The sequence below is a fragment of the Paenibacillus sp. FSL R7-0179 genome (assembly GCF_038002265.1).
Classification (GTDB): domain Bacteria; phylum Bacillota; class Bacilli; order Paenibacillales; family Paenibacillaceae; genus Paenibacillus_AQ.
On record NZ_JBBOCC010000001.1, the window covers coordinates 799,969 to 821,333 of the forward strand.

Here is a 21,365-nt window from a genome sequence, read left to right on the forward strand (position 1 = left end):
TGCATCCCTTTTCCTAATAAATTTATTGAATGGACTTAGCGATCGCCATGGCAGCCACATATCCGGAACTCCAGGCCCATTGCAGGTTATAGCCGCCGAAATCTCCGTCCACATCCATCACTTCGCCGGCCAAATACAGCCCGGGCACCAGCTTGGATTCCAGCGTTCCCCGGGTGAGCTCCGACGTATCAATGCCGCCGGCTGTTACCTGCGCATTCGTAAAGCCATTGGTATCCGTCACTTTAAATTCCCAACGCTTCAAGAGGCGATAAAAGTTCTCCTTAGTATTCAGCTTGAGATTCTGGCAAAGAAGCTGTGGCTGTTGATCTAAGCCCGTCTCCTTAAGCAGGACAGTAACAAGCTTCTTGTTAAAGATACCCACGAGGGAATCCGCCACGGTTCGGTGCCCAAAGGTCTCCCAGAGCTTTTCTAGGAAATCGACTACCTCTTCCTCTGTGCGGCCGGGCATCAAATCCACCGATAACTTCACCTGTTCTCCTCTGGCCAGATGATACGCAGCCTTCCTGCTTAGCTGGAGAATGGGCGGACCGGTGATACCATAGTCTGTAAAGGCTATTTCACCCTGTTCACTGCCGATGACTTTACCCTTTACAATGATATGGGCTTGTCCCTGAGATTTGATACTGGACAGTGCCCTCATATTCGGATATTGCAGCTTCAATTGCACGATGCCCGGAAAAGGCTCAATCAGGGTATGCCCCAGACGTTCGGCAAGGGTATAACCGGGAGGTTCTTTTCCTGCATTGGGACCGGTGTTTCCACCCGTAGACAGAAGCAGGTAGTCGCTGGTATACACAACCTCTTCCTCTGTCTCCGTTAGGCATTTTATCGTGAAGCGCGGATGATCTGCCGAAGCCGTAACATCCACCACTTTATTCTTAAGGTATACGGGAACATTCCGATCCTCTAGCGCCAGCTGGAAAATATCCAGTACGGCCGCTGCCTGCAGCGACATCGGATACATTAAGCCGCCCTTGAGTCTTGTAAGCGGAAGCCCAAGAAAGGAGAAAAAATCAATCGTCTGGCTGACGCCATATTGCTGCACTACCGCAAGCGGAAATCCGGATTGGTTACTGTGATATTTGTGCGATAAAGCGGCTGCTTCATCCTCAGCTGTCACAGTGGATTCATTCGTAATGTTGCAGCGGCCATCACCTGTCATTAAGATCTTCTTGCCAATCCGGTCGTTACTCTCCAGAATGGCCGTATCGATCCCCATATCACTCGCAGTAACAGCGGCCATTAGTCCGGCAGCACCTGCGCCGATAATAAAGAGCTTGTGGTGCATAGAAGTCTGATTCTCATACATGGTTGGTCAATGCATCCTTTATCCAATTTTCTCTAAGCCCAAAAACACTTGATTAAATTATAGCATAAGCAAAGCAGCGATTCCCTATTAACAGGAGAATCGCTGCTTTGCTGTGTTCTAACGTATACCAATGAAAGGTTGGCTATGTTTACTTAGCCTCCAGCATCCGCAGCAGAACCGTAACCGTCTCAGCCCGCGTTGCGGCAGCTTTCGGGAAGAAGCTGTTGTTGCCTTTGCCTTGCATCAGTCCTGACTTCTTCATCTCGGCTGCTGCTCCAACTGCCCAGGCGGGGATGTCGCGGTCATCCGTGAATCCAGCGGAGCGGGCAACGGGAGCCAGCTGTAATGCTCTTGCCAGCATGACGGCCATTTCCGCTCTGGTTACAGGCGCATCCGGGCGGAAATTGCTGTTGTTATCCCCTTGGATGATTCCCAGAGCTACCGCCTGCGCAACGGCTGTCTTGGCCCATGATCCGATCCGGTCACTGTCCTTGAAGGACAACGCTGCTTCTGTGTTCTGAAGCTTCAGCGCCTTCGCCAGCATGACCGTGAATTCAGCACGGGTCACGTTGCGGTTAGGCTGGAATGAGCCATTCGGATAACCTGTAATAATGCCCTGCTTAACCGCTTCCCGGATACTGGCTTCGGCCCAATGTCCGGCAATATCGGTGAGAGATGGACCAGCCACAGGAGGAGTAACCGGGGTTAGCGGGCTCTCATCCGGCTTACCAGGCGTTCCCACAATAACCGGCGGTACTGGTACTGACGGAGACGTTGGCGTTCCGACTCCAGGATCGCCGCCATTTCCGCCGCCCGAACGCTCATTGACCGAAACGCTGATTCTGCCTGTAATGGACGGATAGGCGCTCAAGACCGCCGTAACCGACACTTCTCCAGGCGTGGAAGGTGCCGTAAAGACTGCGCTGAACCGGCCGTGCTCATCCGTTACGACAGTAGCAGGCTCAAGGCTGCCTGAAGAAGCTGCGAGTCTAACCTCCTGGCCGGAGACCGGAAGATTGTCGCTGCCCAAGACTTTTCCTCTAATGGATACGTCATCTCCGGTATTTACGGCAGACTGTGCAGCCTGAAGTTCAATAAGAGCAGGGACTGGTATCGCCTTGCTTACAGATACGGTAAGCGTATTCGTCACGGAAGGATTGCCGGTCAGTACAGCCGTAATAACCACATCCCCGGCCGCAGACGGTGCCGTAAAGACTGTGCTAAACTGACCATGCTCATCCGTGACGGCAACAGCAGGCTCAAAGCTGCCTGAAGCTGCCGTGACCTGGACCGCAGCACTGGCTAACGGTAGCTCTTCACCGTCATAGACGGTTCCCGTAACGGACACTTTGCCTCCAGCGGATACGGAGGACGGGTTGGCCTCCAGTTCAATCCGGGCTGATACAGGCACAGCCTCTTCTTCTACGGATACGGTAACTGCCCCTGTCACAGATGGACTTGCCGGTAGGAGGGCCGAGATGGATACCTTGCCGGGAACAGACGGTGCAGTAAACACCGTACTGAACTTGCCGTACACATCTGTAGTGACTTTGGCAGGTTCAAGGCTTCCATCGGCGGCTGTGAGTTCAACCTCTACACCGGACAGCGGAAGATCGCCATCGGCATAGACAGCACCCGTAACGGATACTTTGCTTCCAGGCACCACAGAAGATGGGGTTGCCGCAAGCTGTACCCTAGCAGGAACGCTTTGCTGCGTCTCTGGTCCAAATACTTTGAATTCCCAGAGCGAGTATCCGTACTTGCTCCCTCTCTGAGTTCCATACATCCGGACATATCTGGCATTCAACGGATCGATAGAGATCTCATCGATCCCCCCGTCTCCATTGGACGCACTATATACCGTCTTCCAATCGTCCAGCGTATCGGAGACATCGATCCGGTATTCTTTTCCATAGGCGTCCTCCCAATGCAGCATCACCTTGGAAATCGCCTGAACGGAGCCCAAATCGACGTAAATCCACTGCGGATCGGCATAGTTAGACCCCCAGCGGGAAGTCAATGAGCCGTCTACTGCATTCCCTGCCGACACATCAGCCGCTTTGGACGAGCTTGCAATCGCAGTCTGGCCTTCTGCAAGGTTGGGAGCAACCGCTTCATACACGTTAAATTCAGCAAGCGAGTAGCCGTCTCCTGTCCCCTGCTGGACGCCCAGCATCCGGACGAATCTGGCGCTGGTCTTACCGAAGGAAATGTCGTCGATTCCGCCATCCCCCATGGAGGTCGCATAAACGTCCTTCCAGGTGGCCGCATCATCGGATACTTGAATTTTATAGCTTCTGCCGTAAGCCTTCTCCCAATGCAATCTAACCTTATTGATCATATATTGATCCTGCAGATCCACATAAATCCAGTCATCATTTGAAGCGTTTGAGCTCCAACTGGAGCTTCTGTACAGATCCGTAGCATTGGAGTCAAATTGCTTGCCCACGCTGGAGGAAGCAACCGTGCCCTTACTGTAAGCGAGATCATACCCTCTGTCGTCGATAGAAGCTCCCTCGCTCAGCGTCATACTCCGGCCGGTAAACGTATCTTTGCCCAGTCTGTATGTGGTCGTGGTCTGATCTCCGTTCCGGTTCAGCGTTACGTTCACTGTAATCCCCGGCGTTTCGGGATTCGCCACCGAGATGTGGACAGGGTCCGCGGATTCATCGACAATCACCATTGACGGTTTATCTGCGGTGACGGTCAATCCTTCTCTTAGCGTGACTGTACCCGGCTGATAGAACAGCATTTCCGCAATACCCAGCGAACGGTGCCGGACCGCCTGCACAGATGGTGTATTTGCCAGAATACTGATCGGGCTTGCTTCCGCATAGCTGGCGACCTCCCCGGCGGTTTTACCCGGCAATACAATGTATTGATAGGAGGCATTGACCGGCTTCACGCCATGATCCAGCCACATCGAGAACACCGGCTTAGTGATTGGCTCCGTTGAACTGCCAGTAACCACATCGCTCCATTTCCCGGTCTTCGTCTCCTGCTTCACCTGGAAATTCGTCTTATCCGGGAACACGTACCCGGTACTATCGTTATAAGCCCAGCGTCCGCCGTTTACCTGCAACGTTTCATCAATCACTGCTTTACCGTCTACCAGCACATCGCCTGCAGCCAGACTCTGATTCAGCGTCGTATGGACCGGAGCAGCATTCGTTGAAGTGATGCCTGCGCCTAGTGCTACCATTTCATCATCGAAGAAAAAGTAGCCCTTTTTCCCGCTGGTACTCAGCTTGTTGAAATCAAACGCCGTGGCTCCGTACCGCTCATTGGTCACGCCGCCTACAAAGGTCTTCGGGTTATTGAAATTATTCTCCTTCGTGAAAACGTAGGGAGCTGTTGTTCCCGGAACATGATTCCAGTCCATCAGCGGGTACACTTTTCTGTATTCATCCCCGGTTCTCTGGATAGCAGTAGCGCCTTGCGAAGTCCAGTAGAGCAGATTATATCCGCTTGGGTTAATGGTTCTCCATTCGCCCCCTTTGACTGTGCTGGAGGACATCTTAACTGTAATTCCGTAATCCTTCCGCATATGAGAGGAGACCAGGGTCTGCCATTGCGTCATATTGTTCGCATCCTGTCCATTGCCCGAGACCGTGCCAACACCCCGGATATTATCCAGGAAAACAGTGAACTCATCCGCCCGCTTCGGGTTAGCCGCCTGCATCCACTCTAGCGGATCTTCATAGAAGGTCAGCGCAGAGCTCTCATAATCCGGCCACTCCAGCCCATTCATCCCCATCCCCAGATCGGCAACATCACCTCGCACCAGATATCTGGTTCCATCCAGCAGATAGGAGGATAACGAATCAATAGCCGCCTGGCTGTAGGCGAAGCTTGCGCCCGAGACCACATAGGCCCAGAAGGACATATCTCTGGCGAAGCTTCGTCCATAGCCCGTAGTGTAATTCGTCTTCCCATGCATGAAAAAGGACATGTCGGACTGAATTCCCGTTACCGTCTCTGTCACAGCCGAGAGCACGTTGAACGCTTCTACCGCGCTGCGGACGTTCTGGGCATCCTCCAGCAGTAAGCCGCGGATCATATAATTCTGATTGTACCAGGACGAATTGGCACCATCGACAGTGTTGGGGTTTTTGTCTAACGTTTCGATAATATTGGCAGCCTGCTCCGCAGTCAGATAGCCTTCGCATAATAGTGCGACCTTGCTCAGCCGCAGTTGCTTGCCGATGCCGGTCTCCCACCAGTTGACGGAGGTCGGCTTGACCTTGAACCAGTGATCCAGCGCTTTCTGAATACCGGCTAACATGGCTTCATCGTGATAGTAAGGCCCCTTCGGATCTGCAAAAGCCTGGGCCATCGATTGCATCCGGTCCAGCGCAAGGTAAGGCGACCACGCTCTGCCGTTCGCGCTGGAGGTAGTATTCGCATAATCTACATCCACCCAGCTTCCATCTGCTTTTTGAGTCGATAAATAAGTTCCGGCCTGTGATTTAAAAGTCCATTCCACCCGGCCATTGGTTCCGTCATTGATGATGTCCTTGGAGATATAGAAATCCACCGCCCGCTGCTTCATCAGCTTCATTTCAGCCAGCTCCTGCGATGAGCTATCCGCCGCCGATACAGGGTAATTGAACCCGAGAGTCGAGATCATCAAACCCACCATCATGAGACATATCCATCTTTTGATCCTGCTTTGCATGTTACCAGTCATGTACACGCTCCTTCGCTTATCTGCACCAGACTTTTGTTAGCGCTTTCTAAACTTTAGATTAAGGAAGGCAGCTCCCACTGCCTTCCTCACCTTACACAAGAGTATCTAATATATCCTGAAGCGGGATGTCCGCCACAGCCATCACTTCGTCCGCCGCACCATAATACATACGGACTGTCTGGTCCAGCAGCAACGCGCCGCAGGAGAACACGACCTTGCCGAAGAATCCGTTCACCTCATAGGAAGCTTCCGGCTCCAGCACAGGGACACGCGATCTCGCAAGAACCCGGGAGGGGTCTTCCAGATCCAGGAGTACCGCCCCCATACAATAGCGGTGGCTGCTGTCCGCGCCATGATACAGCGCCAGCCAGCCCTGAGGTGTGCGAATCGGAACCGCCCCGCCGCCCATGCGGGCTGAATCCCAGCCCTGTTCGCCGAGTCCCATAAGGAACCTGTGGTTCCCCCAATGGTCGAGATCGGGCGATTCCGCGATCCACATCTCGGGCGCGCCAAAGGACTTCGGCACAGGACGGTGCAGCGCGTAGTATTTGCCGTTAATTTTCTCCGGGAAAATCATAACATCCTTATTCTCGGGAGGCAGCATCAGCCCGCGACGTGTGAAGGTCCGGAAATCGCGGGTCTCCGCCAGCCCGACACCAACACCGCGCGCGGAGGCCGCGCTGTAAGTGATGTAATAGGTGGCCCCGATCTGGGTCACCCGCGGATCTTCGATTCCCCATGCTTCCAGCGGATGCTCCGGGAACAGGGCCGGCTGCGGCTCGACCTCGAAATGAATGCCATCCCGGCTCCGCGCTACCCGAAGATGGGATAAGGAGGTGAGCATCACCGTCTGTCCGTCCTTGGCTACGAAGCGGGAATCGGAGAAATCATAGCCCGGATCATTCCTGTCGTACCGCTCGACCTGCACCTCCGTTCCTGCTTCATTCAGCCGGGGTACCAGCACTTCGTCTGCCCGGTCCGGTATTGGCGCTTCGGCAACGCGCAGCAAAAGGATCGTCTCCTCCTGTAGCTGCGCCACGCCTGCATTGAACGCGCCCAGCACCCGGAAATCGGGACGGGAGGGGGCGACATCCCGTGCTTCAATCAGCGGATTATGCGCGCTGCGTGTTATTTTCATTGGAGTGACCTCTTTCTGTGGTTTAAGTGCTGTTATTTCCCGGCGGTAACGGCGTCAATCTGTGCCTGGATTTCATCAATTACTTTTTGCCCGCCGAGACTGGCCATTTTATCCTCCATCGTTTTCTTTCCTTCTGCCGCAGGGATCAGGCCTTGGCTTAGCGGCAGGAAGATCGAATCGTGCAGCGGCGTGATTTTGGCATATTCTGTCTTTACCTTCTCAGCGTTGAAGTTGAAGCCTGCGATTGGGCTAAGCGTGAAATTGGACGTGTTGGTCGAGAAGTCGAACCACTTCTTGTCATCCTGCATCATGGTATCAGGTGTTCGGTTGAGCGTCGGCCGCCAGGTCAGCACATACCCAGGGAAGGTATAGCCGGACAGTGCCTTATAGCTTGAATCGCCGACAGGCTCCCAGTCCTTCCCTTGAATGCCGTATTCCATCAGATCATGGTTCTCCTTAATCGACAGCCAGTTCACTACATCCATAGTGACATCAGAATGCTTGGAGGTTGTCGGGATACAGAGGAAGTTCCATTGCTGATAAGCCGTATAGGGCTTAGCCTGCTCCCCGTTCGGAATGAAAATCTCCAGCTTGTCGCTGCCGTCCTTCAGCATCTCCGAGTATTTCAGTCCCTCGACCCCATCCGCTGCATAGTAGGTCGCCGCATATTTACCTTGCTTGAACAGCGTCTCGGCATTTTGCTCCTGGGCAATATTTTTGGAGATAATTCCATCCTTGTAGTATTTGGTAACGCGTTCATAAGCATCGGCAATCGTCGGACTCTCCCATTGGCCAATGACCTTCTTATCCTTGATCGAATACGAGAACATGTTGACCCCGATCTCCAGCACTTCATCCTGCGCCAGATTCGCAGAGTTACTCAGGATGAATGGCAGCTTATCGGCCTTAATTCCGTTAATGACAAAAGGCTTGATGTCTTTCTCATTTTCTTTGACTGCATACAGGAATTTCTCCAGGTCATCCAGCGTTTTCAGCACGGGAAGACCGTATTTCTCGCGTAAATCCTTACGGATCAGTACGCCATACAGCTGGCCCTGAGTGGTGCCGAGCGGAATCCCCATAATTTTGCCGCCGAATTTGTTGTACTCCCACATTTCCTCCGGAATGGACGCCTTCAGCTCCGGCCGTGCAGCCACTGCCGCATCCAGCTCCGTCAACGATTTACTTTCGATCATCTGGTTCATGGACAGCCAAGGGGCATCCAGATACATATCGAACTCTTCCCCGGCAGACATCTTCACGGATACTGCATTCCCGTAATCGGTCCAAGGCATGAAGTTGATATTCAGGGCCGCTCCAATATTATCCTTTTTCAGCTTGTCGTTAACCGCCTGCAGTACAGCATCGAACCCCGCAGGTTTATCTCCCGGGAAATAAGCCTTCAGCGTCACTACTTCCTTGGAAGCAGGCGCTGCACCCTCTGAACTGGAAGGGGAATTCGTAGAATTCGCCGTACTGCCTTCATTCTTCGCATTTCCCCCGCAGCCTGCCAGCACCAGTGACGACACCAATACCGCTGTTGTTGCCGTGCCGAACCATTTGTTTAACCTCATCTCGTAACCCTCCCGTATCTATGGACAATCTGAATAACTTACCCTTTGACAGCGCCTACCGTTAGACCCTTGACAAAATATTTCTGAAGCATCGGATACAGCAGCACAATCGGGCCGATGGTCAGTACTGTAGTCGCCATCCGCACCCCGTATGTCGGTGGAGTCACTGCAATCGCTGCACCGGAAGGAATCAGATTCCTGGCCGCTTCCATGTTGGAGACCATCCGGCGCAGGATTAGCTGCAGCGGGAATAACTTCTCGTTGTCGATGAACATCAGTCCCATGAACCAGTCATTCCAGAAGCTCAGCGCATAGAAGAGGCCGACGGAAGCCAGAATCGGCTTGGAGATCGGAATCATAATCTGGAAGAACACTCTCATCTCATTCGCGCCGTCGATTCTGGCGGCTTCCTCCAGCTCCTCAGGTATGGTGCGGAAGAAGCTGACCAGCAGGAAGACAAGGAATGGCTGGCATAACATCGTCAGTATGAGCACCCAAATCGTATTCTGCAAATGCAGCCACTGGCTGACCACAATATAGAACGGAATGATCCCTCCCGAGAAGAGCATAGGCAAGTAGCAAAAAAACAGAAAGGGCGTTTGCAGAACATTCCGTTTGTTCGCCAGTGAATAGCCGAGCATGGCGGAAATGCACAAGGCGCTTAAGGCCCCGATAACGGTGATGAACAGAGTGACGCCATAGCCGTTAAAAAGCACATCGGATTGCAGAACGGCCTTATAGGCGGCCAGCGATAATTTCTGCGGGAATAGGGTATAGCCGTGTGCTATCAGCTCCTCCTCATCCGTAAAGGAGCCGGCAATCATCAGCAGAAAAGGAAACAGACAAAATAAAGTAAACAGCAAAATGAACGTATGGGCGAATCCCGTAAAGGTGCGGTCCGCAGCGCTTTGTTTCTGTATCATAGTACCTCTCCTAGAATAAAGCAGATTCTTTGGATACCCTGCGGGTGACCCAGTTGGCAGCAATGACGAAGATCAGACCCATAACCGACTGGAACAGGCCTACGGCCGAAGACATGCCGAAATCGTGCAGCTGCCGCATTGAGCGGAAGACAAAGGTATCTATGACGTCGGTAGTCGGATACAGCATCGAGTTGTCGCCAATGATGGCATAGATCATCGCAAAGTCACCGTTGAAAATTTTGCCCACGGCCAGCAGCGTCATGATCATGATCGTCGGAACCAGCAGCGGCAGCGTAATGCGCGTCACAATCTGCAGTTTAGAAGCCCCGTCAATGCGGGCCGCCTCATATAGATCCTCCGATATCCCCGTAATGGCGGCCAGGAAAATAATTGAGAGATAACCGGCTCCTTGCCACACCCGGATCACTGTCAGAATATAAGGCCAAAGGCTCGACTCAAACATCCAGTTGACCGGCTCCATACCGATATTTTGCAGCCAGACATTAATCATGGGCTCTTCCCCGCCGAACAAGGATTGGACAATCATCCCGATCACAATCCAGGACATGAAATAAGGCAGGAAAATAAGCGACTGCGAGATCCGTTTGAAATATTTGTTGCGGATCTCATTGAACATGAGGGCAATCAGAACGGCCGCCACTGTAGTGAACACAATAAACAGCACGTTGAGCAGCAGTGTGTTCCGCAGAATAACCCAGAAGTCATCTGATGTGAAAAAGTAATCGAAATTCCTAAACCCTACCCAGTCACTCCCCGTGATCCCCTTGGCAAAATCATAATCTTTGAAGGCAATCATAATCCCGTATATAGGAAAATAACTGAACACGAGGAAAAACAACAGCCCCGGTACAGCCATCACATACAGAAAAGGATTCTGCGTGATATGCCTCCATTTTGAACGTTTACCTGCGCTAAGCGGGTAGTTCATTTGTATATCCCCCCTTCCTCAAGACCGGTAATCGCCTGAAGAGCATCCCGTTATCTATGCCGTCACCTTATCAAGCCCTTGCGCCCTGAGCAATTCCGAGAAACGCCGATCCTTCCCGCAAGTGCAGATTTACCGCCTTCCCAAAAACAACACTCTTCCCAAAACAAACGATTCGGCAGACGAAAATAACCTGTGTGCTATAATAAATCTACTTATAATGAGCCGGACAGTTATGATTACGGAGGTTCCAGAGCCATGAAATTCAGACAACCGTTCTTCGCCTCGCTGAAGCGGCACCCTACCTACATGAAGCTTATTTTTTACTTTGTCAGTGCGAACATTCTGGTCTTAGGGATCTCCTTCGTACTGCTCTATGGGCAATCTTCCAAGACACTGCTGGAGGAAATCGGCGATCATTCAGAATCCCTCCTGGTGAACGGGGCCCGGAATACGTCGCGGCTGATGGAATGGGCGCTTGATTTCAGCTTCTCCTCCAGCAATGACAGCGCGCTTAAGGTATATGCGCTCTCCGATCATTACAGCGATTTCGAGACTTATGAGGTATGGAGCCAGCTGATGGATATTAAGAACGGCAACCCCTCCATTGATTCCGTCTATCTCATTAACGGCTATACGAATACGGTCATTGACTCCAGACTTGGGTTAAATGATACCGCAGCTTTTTACGATCAGGATATTATTAAGCGCTTACGCGACCCGGAGACAGCGAACCACAGCGTGCTTATTCCGAGAACCTTGTCCCTCCCCCTTACCGGGAACACACCCAAAGAAGTAATGACCATTGTAAGATTTTATGAAAAAGGAAGCTCTATCTCCGCGTTCGTCATGAATGTGGATACCCATAATCTCATGACCCTGCTGCAGAATAATTCTAACTTCGCGAGCCGGTCGATCACCGTGCTGAATGACCGGGACGAGACGATTTTTAGCAGCACGCCAATGAATCCGCAGCAGATTGCCGAGCTTAGAAGCCACGGGATGAAGGGGGCCAGCGGCTGGAAGCTGTTCCAGCCCCAGGATCAGGGGGAGAAGCTGGTGGTCTATGCCGACTCCTCCGTTAAGGGCATCCAGGATTGGACCTTCATTGAGATGATCCCGAAGTCCGCCATCCTGAATAAAATCACGGTCCTGCGCGATACCAGCCTGATCCTGTTCCTCGTCTTGTTCGCAGCCTCCCTCGCGGTGATTATTCTAATCTCCAAACGGGTGTACTCACCCATTCAGGAGCTGATCAGCCGGGTCATGCGGCAGCATCAGGCGGAGAAGCCGGGCCTTGGCGCGAACGCCAATGAACTCGAATACTTATCCAGCGTTTTCACCTCGCAGCATAATCAGATTCACGAGTTGACCGAGCAATGGCGGCATAATAAATTTCTGGGCAGAGAGCGGTTCTTAAGGGATTTCCTGGGGGAGACGTACCATTCGGCAGCGGAGATCAGCGCTCAATTCGTGGAATGGGGGATTGATCTGCCGGGCGATCAGTTGTCCGTAGCCATCTTCCGGATCGACCACTTCGCGGAATTCTCGGGAGTGTACCCGGAGAAGGACCGGCGGCTGCTCCGGTTCGCGATGTCCAATATCATTCAGGAGTCGCTGCAATCGTCCAGGCACAAGCTGCAGACGGTAGATATGGGAGACGACCACGTGGCTGTAGTCTTATCGGCTCCGTTGTCAGAGGAATTCGCGAAGGAGCTGCAAGTGGCAGGGCAGCTGATCCAGCAGTATTTGTCCGTGGGAACCACTGTGGCCTGGGGCCGGACATTGCCTGGCTTAACCGACATGCATGAGGTGTATCTGGAGACCTATGATCTGACGCAGGAGAGGTTCCGGTTCGGACACCGGTCGCTCATTGTGAAGGAATGGCTGCCCGCTGCACCCGGGGAATTATATCATTTGCCTGTGAGCCAGGAGCGGCAGATCGCCCAGGCCATACTCAAGGGGGACGCCGCCGTCATTCTGGAGGTCTTACGCTCAGCGGTAGTGAAGCTGCGGGAGCTGCCTTATTTTGAATGTAAAATGTCTCTGATCACCTTGTTCATGGACATCCGCCGGCTCATCCAGGAGCATTCCGCCCAGCCGCTGCCCAGCCCGTGGGGGCTGACGTCCATCGAGAAGCAGATCATCCGGCAGGAAACGATGGATAACGTCATGCCCTGGATGGAGGCTTTGATTACCAAGACGCTCGAGGATATTGCGGCGGCCCGCAGCCAATCCAAGAATATCGCCCTGATCGGACAGGTGGACCAGTTCATCGAGAGTCATCTCACCGACCCGAATCTGTCTGCCACCATGCTGGCCGATCATCTGGGCTTGTCGGTCAATTATTTCCGCAGTCTATACAAAGCAGAGACCACCCAGTCCATTACCGATAAAATATCCGAGAAGCGGCTAGCCTTCATCTGCCAGGAGCTCATTGCCTCCGGCTCGCCGATCGAGCCCATCGTGCAGCATTTCGGCTTCTCGTCCCTGAACACCTTCTATTCCAGCTTCAAGAAGGTATACGGCATGACTCCCGCCCAGTACCGGAAGAAGTACCGTGCGGGGGATGGCGGGCAGAAGGTGTAGGACAAGTGAAACCTATACATTCTTATATCTGCGCGCAAAGAAGCGATAAGGAGGTGTTCCTTATCGCTAATGTTGATATTCCAGCAAGTTGCCGCTTTTATTCTCCCTTATAGGCCTTACGCAGCTCCGCAAGCTCGAACTTCTTCATCTGCAGAAAAGCCTTCGTCACACGCGCCAGCTGCTCCGGCGTGCCCTTCTTCATCATCTCGTTCATCTCCGCAGGAACAATCTGCCAGGAGATACCGAAGGCATCCTTCAGCCAGCCGCATTGCTCGGCTTCAGGAACTGCGGACAGCTTGTCCCAGTAGTAGTCAATCTCTTCCTGAGAATCGCAGGATACCATGAAGGAGACGGCTTCATTGAAGCTGAACTGGTGATTATGCGCACTGTCCATTACCGTGAACCACAGATTCTCCAGCATGAAGTCCGCGAACATAATCGTTCCTTCCTGATCCGGCCCTGAGCCTGCCGGGTATCGGGCAATATTCCCTTGCCGCGAATCCTTGAATACGGATAAGTAGAAGGATATCGCCTCCTCGGCCTTCCCGCACTGATCCCCGACGAACAGCAAGGAAGGAATAATCGCAGGCCGCTCTTCCCCTGCCGGGTTCGTGAGAATCAGCTGCCAGGACACTCCGAACTTATCCTGAATCCAGCCGTAACGCTTACTGAAGGGATATTCACCAAGCGGCATCAGGGCTGTGCCGCCTTCAGCTAACTTATCCCACACCTCATCTAATCTCTCTGCTGCATCCTTTTCCCGAGATGGATCAAAATTCACAAAGAAAGATATAGCCGGATTCAGCTTGAAATAAGGACCTCCGCTAATCGCCATGAACGGCTGCCCCCAGACCTCAAAAGAGACCTGACCCGCATCGCCGGACGGCGTATCATGAATGGTGTTCACACTTGTAACTCTGGATTCCGGGAACACAGAAGCATAAAAGCGGGCGGCTTCTGCCGCCTCTTTGTCATACCATAGATGCGGAACAATTCTCTGTCTGATGCTGGCCACAACGATTCCTCCTCAGCTTCCTATCCGTTCCGATCAGGGATAGGGCTATAGTTTGCTTTATTATACACTAATGAGGGGCTTCTTCATTCTTTAAAAGCTTTCAAGGTATACTATAAAGAAAACACGAGGACCTATCAATGGACAATATCGAGGACAAATATAAGGCGGCGCTGGCATATATCAAGGAACTTGAGCTGGAAATCAGCCGGTTAAGAGCTCTTCTGGGACATACAAAGGAGGAGGGCGAAACGACCCCTTTTCCTGAAAAATCCAGCCCCGAGGTAGCTGCATCTGTTGCCCAATCTAATGTTCATCAGTACTCCACTGTAGATGACAAACTCGCTCTATATAAAAGTTATTTCCGCGGCAGAGAAGATGTCTACCCGATTCGCTGGAGCAACAAGCAGGGTAAATCCGGGTATTCACCAGCATGCGCCAATGAGTGGACTGCTGTCTGTGAGAAGCCCCGCGTGAAATGCTCCGTATGTAAGCATCAGAGCTTTTTGCCGCTCAGCACCGAAGTTCTGTCCGCCCATCTGGATGCACGGCAAGACCGGACCATTGGGATCTACCCTATGCTGCCGGATGAGACCTGCTGGCTGTTAGCTATGGATTTCGACAAGCGTGACTGGAAGCAGGATGTTACTGCCGTGATGGAGCAGTGCAGTAACCATGTTGAAATAATTATTTTGTAAATCCAAAAAATTAGTAACAAAACTTTTTTAACAATATGCGATAAAACTACAATAAAAAAAGGACCTGAACAATTTCTCCAGTGTCCTTGAATTTCATTGCGAATCTCCAAAGTTTAAACCTAACAATTTTAAAGCTCTGTAGACTTCATTTCCCTTTCACTAAGGCCTGTCAACTTAGCAACATTAGCACAATCCATTCCTGTTGCCAGTAAGTTACGAGCGACTAGCAGCTTACCTTCCATAATCCCTGCAGCCTTTGCCCCCTCAACCATAGATACCTCATCATGCAAATACTTCTGTCTAGCCTCATACAACCGTCTGGCCTCAGAATCCTGACTCAAATACCGCAAAGTGTCCATCGCCTTAGCTAATCCAGGTTCATTCATCTTCAGCACCTCCCAGTATGATGTATAAGCAACATTTAAGAACAACTACCCAATTGATCAAAAGACCGCCATAAGACGGTCTCTCTAAATATTTCCTTTATATTCGGTACCATTAACTATATAAGGCTCTATAAAATTAAACGCCTCTTCCAAAGTATGCACATCCCAGTTCTCTTTTCTGTGCCTTCTATTACCAGGAATGTGGTGATGGTGATGTGGTTCTGTAATTACCTTGAACTCATCAGGTGTATTTGGGGAATCATGAGGATCGTTACCCCAAGCCGATATATGATGCAGACTCACGCCCATCTTTGGAATGATAATTTTCCAGCTATATGTGTATCTTCGAACATAACCAGCATCATCGTATGATTCCAGCACATGTAAACCAGTAATGCCGTGTACAGGATGTTCTTTTAAAGGAAAAAGCACATCTAACTTATTTGTATTTCTCGTGTAATTACCATATATACCTGAATTCCCTGGAACATTAGGATAAGTCTCAAGCAAATGACCGAATTGAGCTGTAATACTAAAAAGATTCGCGGGTAAGAGTTTTTTGAGAGCTAATTGCTCAATCTTACTTTGCGTCATTTGCACCTCCGCTGAGCTTCATAATTTCAGCCAATTCCTCTTCGAGGTCTAACCACCGATGGTAATCCGTTGGATCATCCATTTCATCACCGTTGTAGTCTGCAAATGCATCCTTAAACGTTTTACCTTTATATTTTAGTTGAAGATCCATCAGCTCCAAAGCAATTTCTTTAGCCCGCTCCTCTTTCGTCTGCTTCCCCTTTTTCTTTTCCTGCGCAAGGATCTGCATACGTATGCCGTAGATAGGATCTTTAAGAAGTTCTATAGCATACTTTGGAATTTTACGATGTTTTTCAGTATCGACACAGTCTAGGCCTTGTTTAATATATTTTTGCAAAGTGACCGTAGAAATATTTAAAGCAGCAGCCGCTTCAGATGGTGTCATAAGATAGTGTTCAACAAAAACAAATTCCATCTTTTCTCCGCCAAGCTGCATATACCAATGCTCAAAATCTATTTTCAGTTTCCCAAACTCCAGATCCGATGTAGGAAATTCCATTTGTGAGAATCGGCTAAGCCACTTATTCAAATTGTTTTTATGTTCCTCAGAAAAGAGATAGCTAGGTGTTAGATTTAAACTCTGCATATCCATTTTAATCGCAGCAATCTTGTCTGAAAAAGCAACCATGAACGTTTTATATATCTTATTGAAGAGAAATTCAGTCTCCTTTTCAAGAATCCCTTCATTCTTTTCTTTATAGCCTATGTTAATTTGTTGTTGGGTAAGATCGAAAAGAGCTTTACTCATAAGATTCATCTCCTTTATTCCCCCATTCTAACGTTAACTTTGTAATTTTTCAATATCACTAATTATTAATTTATGATTATCACTAACTTTTTATGATAAGTTCATCCAAAACTATGTCATTAACATTATGAGTATAGGTAATACTATATAAACAGATACAACCCATTAAATTTCTGAATACATCAACGTGAAAAAAGACCCCGAAGGGTCTCTTTGTGATATTTCATATAATAATATCCTCAATACCCCGCCGAATACTCCCTTCTCTCTTTTAAATTAACAATATCCTGGCCCGTCGGGTTCTGGAAAACGCGGAGTCCAAACAGAGGGATAATCGCAAAAATATGATCAAAAATATCTGACTGCACCGACTCATACACACCCCAGGTCGTCTCATTACTGAACGCATAAATTTCTAAGGGCAGTCCGCTGTCTCCTGCTTCCAACTGTCTGACGATGAGCGTCATATCCTTATGAATTTTGGGATGATTGCGCAGGTATGCTTGGACGTATTCTCTAAATACCCCGATATTCGTGAGCTGTCTCCCATTCACTTTGCTCTCCATATTGATCTGATGCTCGATATTATAGGCGTTAATTTCATCTATTCTTGTAGCGATGTAATCGCTAAGGTAGTGGACCTTCCGGAACTCCTCAATCATTTCTTTAGTACAGAAACATATGCTGCTCGTATCAATACAGACACTCCGTTTCATCCTTCTGCCGCCGGAAGCCTCCATGCCCCGCCAATTTTTAAAAGAATCTGAGATCAAAGCATAGCTAGGAATCATGGTAATGGTTTTATCGAAATTCATCACCTTTACCGTATTCAGCGTAATGTCAATTACATTGCCGTCGGCATTATATTTAGGCATTTCAATCCAGTCGCCGACACGGACCATATCGTTAGAGGATAATTGCACCCCTGCCACGAGGCCCAATATCGAATCCTTGAAGACCAGCATAAGAACAGCCGACAGAGCGCCCAGTCCACTAAGCAGAATCAGCGGATTCTGGCCCATGAGGTTCGAAATCACCACAATCGCACCAATGATATACATAATGATTTTTGCAACCTGGATGTAGCCCTTGATCGGTCTAATCTTGGACACCTCATACGTACGGTAAATAGCATCGATGGCATCAAGCAGAGCATTGAGCACCGTGATCATTACGATAATCATATACGCTAAGGCGAGCTTAGTAATGAGAGACTGATACAGCGGGAATACAGGTGCGGCGTAATAGATAATGAAGGCCGGTGCGAGATGCGACAGCTTGTGAAACACCTTTTTCTCCAAAAAGATATTATCCCATGTATACCGGTTGTTATTGATCATCCGAATGATGATCTTCAGGACGATTTTTTTGGCTACAAGATTAGCCACTACAGAGAGTACAGCAATACATAAGACCATAATGATGTTCGAGAGATACACACTCATCTGTTCGCTAACGCCATATCCTGCTAGGTTCTCTTTAATAAAATTCATCATTTCCTCCTGACTGGGTGCATAGTAGCCTACAATTATAGAGGATAAATGGGGGTTATGCAAAAATGAGAATACTTGCAACACTCGAATTAGTACTGTATAGTTCTAATCATGACAAAGGTAAAAGTAATGAATCAAAAACGTGTGATTGAAGTCGCGGCAGCCTTATTTTTAGAAAAGGGATTTGCTTATACCAGCATGGATGAATTAGTACGTGTAAGCAAAGTGTCCAAATCGAATGTGTATTATCACTTCGCAGATAAGGAAGAGTTGTTAGCAGGGGTCGTGGATTATTGGATTGAGACGTATGAGCGTGCAATGGATGAAATCCTTTCCCAGAACCAATTATCTGTGGAAGAGCGTGTCCAGATGTTTCTAAAGCATTTATCGCAGGGCGTTCAGTCCAGAGAGTATAAGGGGAGCTGTCCGTTTATTACGCTTTATATTCAAACTCCGGCACAAGCTACGCACATTAAAGAAAAAATAGGGCTCTTTTTTACAGGCTTACAAATGAAAATCTCTCTATTACTTAAGCAAGGAGCAGAAAAAGGCGAGTTTAGAGATACGATTGATATCAACGAGGTAGCGGCACTTTTTATAACGAATCTGGAAGGAGCGCTGTTTCTTGCAGAGACATTGAAGGACGCAACAGTGATCACGCAAACAGCCAGCCACTTTTTCAACTTGCTTCGATAAGAGGCATTTTTTTTACACATAGTTAGTACCAATCAGTACTAAAAAGGAGCGCGGATGATATGAGAACTATATTTTTAACAGGTGGAACAGGCTTTATCGGGAGGCAACTCGTGGAGGAGCTGCTTAAAGAGGAGGTTATGATTTTTCTTTTAGTGAGGTCGAAGAGTAAAGCAACACGTGTCTTTCAGGATAAAGGGTATTTCAACGAGGCAGCCCTGTACTTTATTGAAGGTGATTTGACGAAACCGGATTTAGGTCTAAGCGATGAAGATAAGGAGAGGGTACTACGCACGGATGTTATTATTCACGCCGGCGGACAAATGGATATTCAAGCGACAACGCAGGAAGCAACCAATGTATTTCTAAACGGCGCCAAGCATATCAGTGAATTCGCTAAAAGCATCCATCAATTGAAGGGTTTGCAGCAATTTATTCATGTCGTTGGATATATGAGCCCCTTTGATGATGATAATAGCAAGGTTGCGATTGATGTGTTCCAAGACGGGCACGACTATTTGAAAATAAAAAATCCTTATGAACGAACAAAGTTTCTAGCAGATCTGTACATTCGCCAACAGGCCTCCGCAATAGGCTATCCGCTGTCTGTGATTAATCCGCCTACCGTAGTCGGCAGCAGTACAACAGGGAGTACGGAGCAGGTAGCTGGCCTAGGCTTGCTTGTGGAGAGTATGCGCAGAGGGCTGATGCCGGTTATCCCTGGAGGCAAGGGGTATAAATTACCACTTATTGCAAACGATGCGCTGGCGAAGTTTATTGTTCAGGTTGTTACGCGGGAGCCATCGTCTATTCAAACCTATACACTTGTTCCAGACCAACCGCAGGACCCGGATATATCTGAATTATTAGGCGTGATGTCAGAAAGTATGAATATGACCGCACCTACAATCTCTGTGCCCCTTCGCTTCATGAAGGCACTTATGAATGGCGGGATTAGTAAAATCACACAAATTCCGTCGGATGGACTGAACTTTATTACTAATAGAAAGTTTGCAAATGATTTACCGAAAAAAGTCATGGGAGCCAATTGGTTTACTAAGACGAGTGTTATGAATTTTTTCCCGGCCGTAGTCGCAGATTTGGATTATCGCTTGATGTACCCGAATGACCAGCAGCATCCTGCATTTGAACGAACCTTAACCGGGAACACTGTGATTTATCAAATACCAGGTGAGGGCAAGCCATTTATTTTATTCCACGGTTTGCTCAGTGATGGAGAAGATTTATTTCCTCTAGGACTAGAGCTTCATGACAAAACGGGTCAGCCGGTATGGATTCCGGATCTCCCGGGTTTAGGACGTTCCCCTTTTAAGCGGGAAAAGAATCTTCTGGATCTCTATTTGAATGTAGTGAAGCAGTTATCAGAAAAAGCTTCTAATGGCGCACATTGGATTGGCCATTCCTTCGGAGCGGTTATTCTGCTGGAAGCATTAGGGCGAGAGTACCTGGATACGAAGAATACGATTACTTTACTTCAGCCACCTGTTGCCAAAAAAAATTCTAAAGCGTTCAATATCCCTCCATTTATGAGCAAATGGGCATTAAAGTCAGCAACGGCTAATTCATTAGAACGTTATTTAATTGGTAACGGTCTGTTTGAAACTAGGGAGAGCATTCCGAAGCATTATATTGCTAAAGTACGCAGCAGCTTCACTTCGCCTAGAATTGTAAATACCACACTTCAGCTCAACCATTTCCTGTCGAAAAACTATCAAGGGGATTTCACCAATGTACCAAAGCCTAATCTTCATATTATTTGGGGAGACCAAGATCGGCGCTATTCCGTTCCAGCACAGCTTGGTAAGGTTGATGTTGTTCCCTATGGCCATCATTTTCCTCTCAGCCATCCGAGGGAGACAGCTTGTTATGTTTTGGGGAAATAATAAGACATCTACAGAGATGAAAAAAGACACCTGATAAGGTGTCTTTCACTGATACTCCATATGGAGCCGAGGATTCCGTCAATCTCCATGCCATAATCCATGTTCCCAATTTCAACTTGAAAATCCTTAAGTATTGCTTCATCGACTATAATCGAGTCCAGGTATTTGGTGTACACATACTCCACGCCACCTACGCCCCGTATCATATCAACGATATCATTTCCTTCAGGTACCATGCCAATCTCCTGTACGACATTCGCGTTCAGAAGCGTGCTGGCAGAACCTGTATCAAGCAGCACCTTCTCAAGCCTTAACTCTCTCCCCCTAAACACAACTGTCATGCTTACAAAGGGAAGCCCGTAAATTTCGGTTATATTCATCTTGGCCCTCTGATTCCGATATATCGTTCTCGCGCTACAACCTCAGGACGGGAGGTGTGAAAAAAACAATACTCTCTGTGAGGGTCTTCCTGATGCAGCTCACTGTAACGCTTCAATGCTTTGGTAGAATCCTCATAAGAATTAATCACGGACATCTCTTCAATAAAACGCTGGCCTTCCTTAGAATACGCCTTGGTCGCTTCAAGAACGACCCATTCATTAGGAAACCGCTCCTGAACTTCATCCCATCGCATCTTGAACACCTCC

At 49.1% G+C, this 21,365-nt stretch carries 17 protein-coding genes; 4 read left to right on the top strand and 13 right to left on the bottom strand.

Annotated elements, in window-relative coordinates:
• Positions 1-22 precede the first annotated feature (22 nt).
• From MKX63_RS03320 to MKX63_RS03345, 6 genes are all read right to left on the bottom strand, one after another.
• Positions 23-1,330, bottom strand: coding sequence for an aminoacetone oxidase family FAD-binding enzyme (locus MKX63_RS03320; protein WP_341015274.1), 1,308 nt, complete (start codon positions 1,328-1,330; stop codon positions 23-25).
• A 148-nt stretch (positions 1,331-1,478) separates the two neighbouring features.
• Positions 1,479-5,975 carry a polysaccharide lyase family 8 super-sandwich domain-containing protein gene (locus MKX63_RS03325; RefSeq protein WP_341015276.1) on the bottom strand — a complete coding sequence of 1,499 codons (4,497 nt, stop codon included), beginning with the start codon at positions 5,973-5,975 and terminating at the stop codon, positions 1,479-1,481.
• A gap of 136 nt (positions 5,976-6,111) precedes the next feature.
• Positions 6,112-7,158, bottom strand: a complete 1,047-nt coding sequence (locus tag MKX63_RS03330) for a glycoside hydrolase family 130 protein (RefSeq protein WP_341015278.1) — start codon at positions 7,156-7,158, stop codon at positions 6,112-6,114.
• Positions 7,159-7,190: 32 nt separating this feature from the next.
• A complete protein-coding gene (locus MKX63_RS03335; RefSeq protein ID WP_341015280.1) occupies positions 7,191-8,732 on the bottom strand; it encodes a DUF3502 domain-containing protein in 1,542 nt (513 codons plus the stop codon).
• A gap of 38 nt (positions 8,733-8,770) precedes the next feature.
• Positions 8,771-9,655, bottom strand: a complete 885-nt coding sequence (locus MKX63_RS03340; protein WP_341015281.1) for a carbohydrate ABC transporter permease — start codon at positions 9,653-9,655, stop codon at positions 8,771-8,773.
• 10 nt (positions 9,656-9,665) lie between these two features.
• Positions 9,666-10,604 carry an ABC transporter permease gene (locus tag MKX63_RS03345; protein ID WP_341015283.1) on the bottom strand — a complete coding sequence of 313 codons (939 nt, stop codon included), beginning with the start codon at positions 10,602-10,604 and terminating at the stop codon, positions 9,666-9,668.
• Between the two features lie 255 nt (positions 10,605-10,859).
• Here MKX63_RS03345 and MKX63_RS03350 point away from each other — a divergent pair, with 255 nt between their 5' ends.
• Positions 10,860-13,190: a helix-turn-helix domain-containing protein gene (locus tag MKX63_RS03350; protein WP_341015284.1), complete on the top strand. Its 2,331-nt coding sequence runs from the start codon at positions 10,860-10,862 to the stop codon at positions 13,188-13,190.
• A 97-nt stretch (positions 13,191-13,287) separates the two neighbouring features.
• Here MKX63_RS03350 and MKX63_RS03355 read toward each other — a convergent pair whose 3' ends face one another.
• A complete protein-coding gene (locus MKX63_RS03355; RefSeq protein ID WP_341015285.1) occupies positions 13,288-14,205 on the bottom strand; it encodes a VOC family protein in 918 nt (305 codons plus the stop codon).
• A 137-nt stretch (positions 14,206-14,342) separates the two neighbouring features.
• Between MKX63_RS03355 and MKX63_RS03360 the strand changes: the two genes are divergently transcribed.
• Positions 14,343-14,900, top strand: a complete 558-nt coding sequence (locus MKX63_RS03360; protein ID WP_341015287.1) for a TOTE conflict system archaeo-eukaryotic primase domain-containing protein — start codon at positions 14,343-14,345, stop codon at positions 14,898-14,900.
• A gap of 128 nt (positions 14,901-15,028) precedes the next feature.
• Here MKX63_RS03360 and MKX63_RS03365 read toward each other — a convergent pair whose 3' ends face one another.
• From MKX63_RS03365 to MKX63_RS03380, 4 genes are all read right to left on the bottom strand, one after another.
• Positions 15,029-15,286, bottom strand: a complete 258-nt coding sequence (locus MKX63_RS03365) for a hypothetical protein (protein WP_341015289.1) — start codon at positions 15,284-15,286, stop codon at positions 15,029-15,031.
• An 84-nt stretch (positions 15,287-15,370) separates the two neighbouring features.
• A complete protein-coding gene (locus MKX63_RS03370) occupies positions 15,371-15,880 on the bottom strand; it encodes a hypothetical protein (RefSeq protein WP_341015290.1) in 510 nt (169 codons plus the stop codon).
• On the bottom strand, positions 15,867-16,628 hold the full coding sequence (locus tag MKX63_RS03375; protein ID WP_341015291.1) for a DNA-binding protein: 762 nt from the start codon (positions 16,626-16,628) through the stop codon (positions 15,867-15,869). Before MKX63_RS03375 ends, MKX63_RS03370 begins: the two co-directional genes overlap by 14 nt.
• Before the next feature lie 239 nt (positions 16,629-16,867).
• Positions 16,868-18,121, bottom strand: a complete 1,254-nt coding sequence (locus MKX63_RS03380; RefSeq protein WP_341015292.1) for a mechanosensitive ion channel family protein — start codon at positions 18,119-18,121, stop codon at positions 16,868-16,870.
• Between the two features lie 129 nt (positions 18,122-18,250).
• Between MKX63_RS03380 and MKX63_RS03385 the strand changes: the two genes are divergently transcribed.
• Together MKX63_RS03385 and MKX63_RS03390 are read left to right on the top strand one after the other, a co-directional pair.
• Positions 18,251-18,817 (top strand): TetR/AcrR family transcriptional regulator, encoded by a 567-nt coding sequence (locus MKX63_RS03385; RefSeq protein WP_341018505.1) that lies wholly within the window; start codon positions 18,251-18,253, stop codon positions 18,815-18,817.
• Positions 18,818-18,876: 59 nt separating this feature from the next.
• Positions 18,877-20,718: an alpha/beta fold hydrolase gene (locus MKX63_RS03390; RefSeq protein WP_341015293.1), complete on the top strand. Its 1,842-nt coding sequence runs from the start codon at positions 18,877-18,879 to the stop codon at positions 20,716-20,718.
• An 8-nt stretch (positions 20,719-20,726) separates the two neighbouring features.
• Here MKX63_RS03390 and MKX63_RS03395 read toward each other — a convergent pair whose 3' ends face one another.
• Together MKX63_RS03395 and MKX63_RS03400 are read right to left on the bottom strand one after the other, a co-directional pair.
• A complete protein-coding gene (locus MKX63_RS03395; protein ID WP_341015294.1) occupies positions 20,727-21,098 on the bottom strand; it encodes a retropepsin-like aspartic protease in 372 nt (123 codons plus the stop codon).
• Complete coding sequence (locus MKX63_RS03400; protein ID WP_019914311.1) at positions 21,095-21,352, bottom strand: hypothetical protein; 258 nt, start codon at positions 21,350-21,352, stop codon at positions 21,095-21,097. The genes MKX63_RS03395 and MKX63_RS03400 overlap by 4 nt, the downstream gene beginning before the upstream one ends.
• Positions 21,353-21,365 lie beyond the last annotated feature (13 nt).

Excerpts from the sequence above, each read along its gene's own strand:
- MKX63_RS03365 (WP_341015289.1), bottom strand. The coding sequence starts at position 15,286 with ATGAATGAACCTGGATTAGCTAAGGCGATGGACACTTTGCGGTATTTG.
- MKX63_RS03340 (WP_341015281.1), bottom strand. The coding sequence starts at position 9,655 with ATGATACAGAAACAAAGCGCTGCGGACCGCACCTTTACGGGATTCGCC.
- MKX63_RS03375 (WP_341015291.1), bottom strand. The coding sequence starts at position 16,628 with ATGAGTAAAGCTCTTTTCGATCTTACCCAACAACAAATTAACATAGGC.
- MKX63_RS03400 (WP_019914311.1), bottom strand. The coding sequence starts at position 21,352 with ATGCGATGGGATGAAGTTCAGGAGCGGTTTCCTAATGAATGGGTCGTT.
- MKX63_RS03330 (WP_341015278.1), bottom strand. The coding sequence starts at position 7,158 with ATGAAAATAACACGCAGCGCGCATAATCCGCTGATTGAAGCACGGGAT.
- MKX63_RS03390 (WP_341015293.1), top strand. The coding sequence starts at position 18,877 with ATGAGAACTATATTTTTAACAGGTGGAACAGGCTTTATCGGGAGGCAA.
- MKX63_RS03320 (WP_341015274.1), bottom strand. The coding sequence starts at position 1,330 with ATGTATGAGAATCAGACTTCTATGCACCACAAGCTCTTTATTATCGGC.
- MKX63_RS03370 (WP_341015290.1), bottom strand. The coding sequence starts at position 15,880 with ATGACGCAAAGTAAGATTGAGCAATTAGCTCTCAAAAAACTCTTACCC.
- MKX63_RS03325 (WP_341015276.1), bottom strand. The coding sequence starts at position 5,975 with ATGATGGTGGGTTTGATGATCTCGACTCTCGGGTTCAATTACCCTGTA.
- MKX63_RS03395 (WP_341015294.1), bottom strand. The coding sequence starts at position 21,098 with ATGAATATAACCGAAATTTACGGGCTTCCCTTTGTAAGCATGACAGTT.
- MKX63_RS03345 (WP_341015283.1), bottom strand. The coding sequence starts at position 10,604 with ATGAACTACCCGCTTAGCGCAGGTAAACGTTCAAAATGGAGGCATATC.
- MKX63_RS03350 (WP_341015284.1), top strand. The coding sequence starts at position 10,860 with ATGAAATTCAGACAACCGTTCTTCGCCTCGCTGAAGCGGCACCCTACC.
- MKX63_RS03335 (WP_341015280.1), bottom strand. The coding sequence starts at position 8,732 with ATGAGGTTAAACAAATGGTTCGGCACGGCAACAACAGCGGTATTGGTG.
- MKX63_RS03385 (WP_341018505.1), top strand. The coding sequence starts at position 18,251 with ATGAATCAAAAACGTGTGATTGAAGTCGCGGCAGCCTTATTTTTAGAA.
- MKX63_RS03360 (WP_341015287.1), top strand. The coding sequence starts at position 14,343 with ATGGACAATATCGAGGACAAATATAAGGCGGCGCTGGCATATATCAAG.
- MKX63_RS03380 (WP_341015292.1), bottom strand. The coding sequence starts at position 18,121 with ATGAATTTTATTAAAGAGAACCTAGCAGGATATGGCGTTAGCGAACAG.